Raw genomic sequence first — 8,158 nt, forward strand, 5'->3', positions numbered from 1 at the left:
GACAACTCCGCGGGGCACGTACAGGAATTGCCCGCCGGACATGAACGCCGCATGGAGCGCGGCAAATTTGTCGTGATCGGGATCAAAGGCCGTGAACAAGTACGGACGAACGAGTTCGGGGTGCGACTGGGCCAGTTTCGAAAGGCTGCCGAAGACGACGCCCTTGGCCGCCAACTCTTCGTCCAGCGACTCCTTCGTGATGCAACCGTCGACCGTCTCGATTCGACCGCCTAACTCGACACCTTCGACCAACTGGTGCAGCTGCTCGGTTTCGGCCAGATCACAATCGGCCGGGTCGAGCACGGGCAACCCGAATTTACCGAGTTGGAACATGCGGATGTCGGTTCGAATCCACTCCTCGTGGCGACGCTCGGGCCAACTCATCGCCTCGGCGTGTTCAAACGCTTCGCGACGCAGCGTCGTCAACCAATCCGGCTCGGACTGGCTGGCAAGTAACGCGTCAAACCCGGCGGCATCAAAAGCGTGTGTGATGGTTTGTGACATGGAAATTCGTTTGCTTGGTTTTGATTCTGTGGGGGCGACATGGCTGCCGGCCCGAGGTGCCAATGGGGAAGGCAGGCGGAGCCTGCGATTGAGTGAGTCCCCGGGCGGGAGCCCAGGAACGAGGTCAATTGATTTGCTGGAAAGACCGGTGGGGTGGCGTTGAACCTATCGAGCCGGAGCCCGACGAGCCTGGAAGCCGAGCCCACACCGTCGCCGCTATCCGACGCTGCCTTCCATTTGCAGTTGGATCAGACGGTTCATTTCGATCGCGTATTCCATCGGCAACTCCTTGACCAGGGGCTCGATGAATCCGTTGACGATCATCGTGCTCGCTTCCTGCTCGGTCAGCCCACGCGAGAGCAAGTAGAACATCTGCTCTTCACCGATCCGAGACACACTGGCCTCGTGACCGATTTGAACATCCTGCTCGCTCACTTCGATGTACGGGTAGGTATCACTACGGCTTTCCGCGTCCAAGATCAGCGCGTCACAGACGACGTTGTTCTTGCTGTTGTGGGCGCCGGGATGCACCGAGACCAAACCGCGGTAGCTGCTGCGTCCGCCGTTTTTACTGATGCTCTTGCTGATGATTTGACCGGTCGTGTTGGGCGCCTCGTGCACCAACTTCGCACCGGCGTCTTGGTGTTGACCGGCGCTGGAGAACGCGATCGACAGGATCTCGCCACGTGCACCGGGCTCCATCATGTGAACCGCGGGGTACTTCATCGTCAACTTGCTGCCCAAGTTGCCGTCGACCCACTCCATCGTCGCGTCGCCGTAAGCGTACGCCCGTTTGGTGACCAGGTTGTAAATGTTGTTGGCCCAGTTCTGGATGGTCGTGTAGCGACAACGTGCGTTGCGTTTGACGACGACCTCGACGACCGCGCTGTGCAGCGACTCGGTGCTGTACATCGGCGCCGTGCAGCCTTCGACGTAGTGCACGTTGGCACCCTCATCGACCAGGATCAGCGTCCGCTCGAACTGCCCCATGCTTTCGGCATTGATCCGGAAATACGCCTGCAGCGGGAAATCAATCGACACGCCCTTGGGGATGTAGATGAACGAACCGCCGGACCAGACCGCGCTGTTGAGCGCCGCGAACTTGTTGTCTTCGGGCGGGATGATCTTGCCAAAGTACTCTCGCAGCAGTTCGGGATGTTCGCGGACTGCGGTGTCCGTGTCGGTGAAGATCACTCCTTTTTTCGCCAGGTCCTCTTCCAGCGATCCGTAAACGACTTCGCTTTCGAACTGAGCCTTCACGCCGGCAAGGAACTTCTTTTCCGCTTCCGGAATGCCCAGCTTGTCGAACGTGTCCTTGATCTCCTGCGGCACATCATCCCAAGTCTTTCCCTGATGATCGGTCGGCTTGAGGTAATAAAAGATGTCCTGGAAATCGATATCGATCGATCCGCCCCACTTGGGCATCGGCTTGGATTCAAAGATATCGAGAGACCGGAGCCGGAACTCTCGCATCCAATCCGGTTCGTTCTTGATATCGGAGATCTGGTTGACGATGTCGCGGTTGATCCCCTTTTTTGCCTTGAAGACGCCGGTGGTCTCGGTGCGAAAGTTGTACTTGTTGATTTCGCCGATTTCCGACTTGGGTTCGGCAGGTGCGTCGGTTGACATATCAAAGCTCCAAAATGGAGATGGAAGTGATTCGTAAGTTTCAGGGTGCCGGGTCTTCTGGGGCAGTGCCGGCGTTTCATCAAGCCAGCGTTTAACCAAGCCAGCGTTTCATCACGCCAGCGCTTCTTCGGCTTCCTCGGCCAGCAATTTTTGGTTCAGGGCTTCGGCATCCGGATAGGCCTTTCGGATCCGGTCGTAGCCGTGTTGATGCAACTCTTCGGCGAGTTCTTTGCCGCCGGTTTCGACCAGCCGTCCGCCCAGCATGACGTGCGTGAAATCCGGCGGATTGTGCTCGAGCAACTTGTCGTGGTGGGTGATGATCAGCAGTCCCATTTTCTGGTGCCCGATGTCCGCGATCGACTCACTGGCCAAACGGACGGCGTCCGCATCCAGCCCCGAATCGGTTTCATCCAAGACGGCAAATTTGGGTTGCAACATGGCCAACTGCAAGATCTCGGCGCGTTTCATTTCGCCGCCGGAGAAACCATCGTTGACGTAGCGTCGGGCAAATTCGCTGTCCATTCGCAGGTGCTCCATCTTCTCGCGAAGCTCCTTGCGGAACTCACGCATCGGAATCAGCTCCTCGCCTTCTTTTCGATCCGGACGACGAACGTTGGTGGTCGCGTGACGGAGGAAGTCCGCCATCTTCACACCCGGAATCGCCATCGGTCTTTGGAACGCCATGAAGATCCCCGCGCGAGCCCGCTCGTCGGGTGCCATCTCCAACACGTCTTTCCCATCCAGCGTGATCGAACCGGACGTGACTTCGTATCCGGGGTGGCCCATGATCGCCAAACCCAGCGTGCTTTTGCCGCTGCCGTTGGGGCCCATCAGCGCGTGGGTTTCGCCGTGATTGAGGGTCAAGTTGACGCCTCTGAGGATCGGCTTGTCGCCGACCGACACGTGCAGGTCTTCAATTTTCAGAACGTGAGTCATGACTATGGTTGCAATGGTGGGTGGTGAAGGGTGATTGAATGGTTGATTGGAACGTTCGGGTCAATTCGTCGAGCCGTCGGAGGTGAGATTCGCTGCCGGGACATTGGAAGCCGGGACATTGGAAGCCGGTGAAAACTGGCAACACGCATCGCCGTCGAGACGACATTGGCTGAGCTGCACCGGTTTGCCGAGTGCCTCCGAGAGCACCTGTTCCTCGAGGTGACACATCGTGTGATCTTCGCTTCCGTCGGCCAGCGTCGGGTAGGGACAGGCGTTGATGTCCAGCACCGGCAACTCGCCGGCCGAACGGACATCGCTGACCACGCGACGCGACGACAACAACCGCGACAGCACACGCATGCGTTCCTCCAGCGGCGCGCTCTCGTCCAGCTGAGCGGCGTATTCGCGACCGAGCCGCGTCGCCACGCTGCTGAGCATGCGGTTTCGCAAGTCCCGGTCCTCGATCGACAGCATTTCCTGCCACATCGCTTCGGCCAACTCGGTCGAATCCGCCGTGTTGATCCGCTTGCCTTGGTCGGTGATCCGATACCGATACGTGGGCCGCCCCCGACCGGCGACGACCTTCTCCCGCTCGATCAGCCCACGAGCGAGCAAACGCTCGATCCGCTGACGGACGGCGGTCGCCGTGACGTCCAGTTTTTCCGTCAATTCCCCAATTCCGATCAGCTCGCCGCTGCGCATCGCCAGCAACAAGTCGCGATCGACCGAGCGGATCGGCCCGCTTTCCGGGTGCGGCTCAGATTTCATCGCGGGGCCTTTTCGGGGAACGGGAAAACACAAAAACGACACCCTTACTGTTACAGCACAACCGATTTTTGACAACCATCGTTGTTAAAAAAGAAAGACAGAACCTCCCCAGCACCGCGTCAACGGGAACGTCGACGCCGTTAGCCCGCTGCAACCGGCATGGGTGCCCGATGAGCGTGACGCCGAAAACGACACAACCTCGCCAGGAGGGTTTCGACTGACGACCGCCTCACGGCGATGCCAAGCCCCGCGCCCCCTGAACACCGATCCGTCCGATTGGTACGATTCCGCGTCCGCCGAAGGCCATCTCCTTGCCGACGGCCCACCACCTGACGAATGACTCTCCCCCCGAGCCAATAACGATGAAAGCTGTCGCGGTTACCCCGGGCACCCCCAATAGCGTTCACCTGACCGAAATCGAAGAACCCTCCCTCGACCAATTCCCCGACGGAAAAGGGGTGCTCGTGAAAACCCTGAAGGTCGGGGTGGACGCGACCGACCGCGAGATCAACGAGGCACTGTACGGCAATGCGCCCCAGGGCGATGACTACCTGGTGATCGGCCACGAGTCCTTCGGAATCGTCGAAGCGGTCGGCCCCAACGTCCGTCGCGTCAAGCCGGGCGATTATGTCACCGCAACGGTTCGCCGCCCCGGAGGCTCGATCTATGACGTGATCGGGACCAACGACATGACCAGCGAGGAGACGTACTACGAGCGTGGCATCAACCTGCGTCACGGGTTCATGACGGAGAAATTTGCCGACGAAGAGGAATACATCGTCCGTGTCCCGGAGGGGCTCAAGCACTTGCACGTGCTGCAAGAACCGATGAGCTGTGCGGCCAAAGCGGTCCAACAGGCTTACGAGGCCCAGCACCGGATGAAGGTTTGGCGACCGCGGCTGGCGTACGTGCTCGGCTCCGGCCAAATCGGCTTGCTCACGACGCTGATCCTGAAACTTCGCGGCCTGGACGTCTACACGCTGGCGCGGGGAAAAGCCCCGAACCTGAAGAGTGAAATCGTCGCGGGGATGGAAGCCAACTACATCAGCACGCGGGAAACCAACATGGACGAATTGGTCGCCAACACGGGCAAACCGGACCTGATCGTCGACGCGACCGGCAGCAGCAAACTGGCGTTCCAGGCGATGCAACACGTCGGCCACAACGGCGTGGTCGTCTGGACCAGCATCACCGGGGGCGACGAAAACATCGAAATCCCCTCCGACAGCGTCAACCTGAACTGGGTGCTCGGCAACAAACTGTTGCTCGGCAGCGTCAACGCCAACCGCACGCACTTCGAAAGCGGCATCCGGGACCTGGCGTTGGGTGACATGATGTTCCCCGGCGTGCTGGACAAAATCCTGACGCACCCGGTCGACGGACTGGACCAATACGAAGAAATGATGCGATTGCTAGTGGAAGACAAAGACGCATTGAAGGTGTTTGTGAATATCGCCGAGGGCTGATGGACGCTCTGTCGAACGAGCTGCCCTTGTTAGCGGCAGGGCGCGAGCCCAATACCGCTCAATCGACAAAGTTTTGACCAGCGCAGGGCCCGTAGGCTCGCGCCAAACGGCTGATATTCGTTTGACATCAGCCGGTTCGCGCCAGCGCGAGCGGCGCCCCTCAATCTCGATTGAGCGGTATGGGGCGCGAGCGCTGCGGTCCATCGTGGTGCTTTCGCGCCGAAACCGGACGGCTCGTGGCGTTCCGCTAACACATCTCTGTCAAACGGAGGCAAGATCCCGAGAAATGCTGTTGTGGGGGGGGCCGGCGTTTGGTAATCTTCCGCGCTACCATTTTCGGGCATGTTGCCCGACCCTGCGCCTGGTGTGAGTGAACGTGTGTCCGTCAACGACGGGCGGCACGTCAGCATTCACCGCCGGTATGCGTCGTGACCTTCATCATTTAGGGGCGACGTCCGCAGCGGATGTTATTTCATTCCTCCAACCCACGAATCTGTCGCCCGCGAAATCCAGACCGCCCTTCACCTGCGGGACGTTTGACGGCAGAAGAGTCTTTTGCCGCGGCGTGATGTTTCGCCGCCTTCCCACCGGACCAGCACGTTCGGTCCGCCGGCATCTCCTGGACTCATTGACGGATTCCGAATCGGAAAATTTCATGGTCAACCGCAATCTGATCCGTTCCCTCGAAGACGACGACATGCTCAACGATCTGGCCGTTTTGGCGCCAGAGGAGGAAACGGAGGATTGGCTGCTCGATTTCCTGCAGCACGCCGAGCAGCAAGATTACGCCCAAGGGCGAATCGTTGACGGCAAAATCGTCGAGATCAACGACGAATGGGCCCTGATCGATGTCGGCTTCAAGAGCGAAGGCACGGTCAACCTGAACGAATGGGGCCCCGACGAAGCGAAACCCGCTGTCGGTGACACCGTCCAGGTCCTCATCGAGGAAATGGAAGACAACTACGGAGCCGCCGACGACCCCTACGGCATGATCGCGCTGAGCAAGAGCAAAGCGGAAAAGATCATCGAGTGGGAACACATCATCAAGAAGATCGGCGAAGGCCAGGTCGTCACCGGGACCGTGATCCGAAAGATCAAAGGCGGTTTGCTGGTCGACATCGGCGTCAACGTCTTCTTGCCGGGCAGCCAGGTCGACATTCGACGCCCCGGCGACATCGGCGATTTCATCGGCCGCGTGATCCAAGCCGAAGTGCTGAAGATCGACGACACCCGTCGCAATATCGTCATCAGCCGACGCTCGCTGATCGAAAACCAACGCGAAGAAGACCGCGCGTACTTGATGCAAGAACTGGAAGTCGGCCAGATCCGCAAAGGGATCGTCAAGAACATCGCCGACTTCGGTGCGTTCGTCGACCTGGGCGGAATCGACGGCCTGCTGCACATCACCGACATGGCCTGGGAACGCATCTCGCACCCGACCGAAATGGTGTCGATCGACCAGGAAATCGAAGTCAAGGTGCTGCACATCGATCGCGAAAAACAAAAGATCGCGCTCGGACTGAAGCAGAAAGACCGCAACCCGTGGGAAAACATCGAAGAGAAGTACCCGGTCGACTCCAATCACGACGGCGAAGTCGTCAACGTGATGAGCTACGGTGCGTTCGTCAAACTGGAACCGGGCATCGAAGGCCTGGTGCACATCAGCGAGATGAGCTGGACCAAACGGGTCAATCACCCCAGCGAACTGGTCAACATCGGCGACAAGATCGAAGTCAAGATCCTGGGCGTCGACCCGGAAGGCCAGCAATTGTCGCTGGGCATGAAGCAAACCCAAAAGAACCCGTGGGACGACGTGCTGGAACGTTACCCCGAGGGCACCGACGTGACCGGCAAGGTCCGCAACCTGACCAATTACGGTGCCTTCATCGAACTGGAAGAAGGCATCGACGGACTGCTGCACGTCAGCGACATGTCCTGGACCCGCAAGATCGGTCATCCGAGCGAGTTGCTGGAAAAAGGCCAAGAGCTTCAGTGCCGCGTGCTGAGCGTCGACGAACAACGTCGCCGGATCGCACTGGGACTCAAGCAGCTCGATAACGACCCCTGGGATGGCGACATTCCGGACAAGTATCAGCCCGGCCAACTGGTCAAAGGTAACGTCACCAAGATCACCAACTTCGGTGTCTTCATCGGTCTCGAAGACGGCTTGGAAGGCTTGCTGCACATCAGCGAGCTGGCCGAGCACAAAGTCGAGAACCCCGAAGAAGTCGTCAAGGTCGGCGACGAGATCGAAGTCAAGGTGCTGCGTGTCGACACCGACGAGCGCAAGATCGGTCTTTCGCTCAAACGCGTCGACTGGGGCGAAGAGCAAGAACGCGCCGCGGCGGAAGCCGAAGCCGCCGAAACCGGCAGCATGCCGTCCCAAGAAGGCGACCTGAAGGGTGGCCTGGGAAGCGGCGAAGGCCCACTGTTCCCGACCGGCGGCTGATCCAGCTCCCGAAAGCCCGCTCGAGATCGACCGGGCTCAACATCAAACCTGCCCAAAGCGGAGCCGACACCGGCTCCGCTTTTTTTTGGCGACAGCAACGACGCGATCAAACCCTCTCGTTTGCGCTTGCGCGATCCGGGCTGGCTCCGCAAGCTCGCGCCCCCTACCGCTCAATCGAGATTGAGGGGCGCCGCTCGCGCTGGCGCGAACCGGCTGATGTCAAACGGGTACCAGCCGTTTGGCGCGAGCCTACGGGCTCTGCGCTGGTCAAAACCTTGTCGATTTAGCGGCAGGGCGCGAGCCCTCCGGTCTGTCACCGCGTTTTCGACACTGCCACCGGACGGCTCGCGCCGTTCCGCTACCATCTTTTCGTGCCAACGTGCGCGGCATGACCCCGACGGGGTCC

Annotated in this window: 5 protein-coding genes and 1 pseudogene; 2 read left to right on the forward strand and 4 right to left on the reverse strand. The window is 59.7% G+C overall.

Annotation, left to right across the window (positions count from 1 at the left end):
• From ABX749_RS13740 to ABX749_RS13755, 4 genes and pseudogenes are all read right to left on the reverse strand, one after another.
• Positions 1–504 (reverse strand): annotated as a pseudogene (locus tag ABX749_RS13740) (Fe-S cluster assembly protein SufD); the annotation flags it as partial.
• 216 nt (positions 505–720) lie between these two features.
• Entirely contained in the window at positions 721–2,133 is a 1,413-nt protein-coding gene (gene sufB / locus ABX749_RS13745) for a Fe-S cluster assembly protein SufB (RefSeq protein WP_145217826.1), read from the reverse strand.
• 111 nt (positions 2,134–2,244) lie between these two features.
• Positions 2,245–3,069, reverse strand: coding sequence for a Fe-S cluster assembly ATPase SufC (sufC, locus tag ABX749_RS13750; protein ID WP_095736312.1), 825 nt, complete (start codon positions 3,067–3,069; stop codon positions 2,245–2,247).
• Between the two features lie 60 nt (positions 3,070–3,129).
• Positions 3,130–3,837 carry a helix-turn-helix transcriptional regulator gene (locus tag ABX749_RS13755; RefSeq protein WP_372896479.1) on the reverse strand — a complete coding sequence of 236 codons (708 nt, stop codon included), beginning with the start codon at positions 3,835–3,837 and terminating at the stop codon, positions 3,130–3,132.
• A gap of 362 nt (positions 3,838–4,199) precedes the next feature.
• Here ABX749_RS13755 and ABX749_RS13760 point away from each other — a divergent pair, with 362 nt between their 5' ends.
• Both ABX749_RS13760 and ABX749_RS13765 read left to right on the forward strand, forming a co-directional pair.
• Positions 4,200–5,303 carry a glucose 1-dehydrogenase gene (locus tag ABX749_RS13760; protein ID WP_145217822.1) on the forward strand — a complete coding sequence of 368 codons (1,104 nt, stop codon included), beginning with the start codon at positions 4,200–4,202 and terminating at the stop codon, positions 5,301–5,303.
• A 655-nt stretch (positions 5,304–5,958) separates the two neighbouring features.
• The gene (locus ABX749_RS13765; RefSeq protein WP_095736354.1) at positions 5,959–7,752 is read left to right on the forward strand and encodes a 30S ribosomal protein S1; all 1,794 of its coding nucleotides are present in this window, start codon (positions 5,959–5,961) and stop codon (positions 7,750–7,752) included.
• Positions 7,753–8,158 lie beyond the last annotated feature (406 nt).

The organism is Stieleria sp. (genome assembly GCF_041595215.1).
In the GTDB taxonomy this organism is placed as follows: Bacteria; Planctomycetota; Planctomycetia; order Pirellulales; family Pirellulaceae; genus Stieleria; species Stieleria magnilauensis.

What these genes read in the sequence shown, in the direction of transcription:
- sufB (WP_145217826.1), bottom strand. Translation starts at nt 2,133, where the DNA reads ATGTCAACCGACGCACCTGCCGAACCCAAGTCGGAAATCGGCGAAATC.
- sufC (WP_095736312.1), bottom strand. Translation starts at nt 3,069, where the DNA reads ATGACTCACGTTCTGAAAATTGAAGACCTGCACGTGTCGGTCGGCGAC.
- ABX749_RS13755 (WP_372896479.1), bottom strand. Translation starts at nt 3,837, where the DNA reads ATGAAATCTGAGCCGCACCCGGAAAGCGGGCCGATCCGCTCGGTCGAT.
- ABX749_RS13760 (WP_145217822.1), top strand. Translation starts at nt 4,200, where the DNA reads ATGAAAGCTGTCGCGGTTACCCCGGGCACCCCCAATAGCGTTCACCTG.
- ABX749_RS13765 (WP_095736354.1), top strand. Translation starts at nt 5,959, where the DNA reads ATGGTCAACCGCAATCTGATCCGTTCCCTCGAAGACGACGACATGCTC.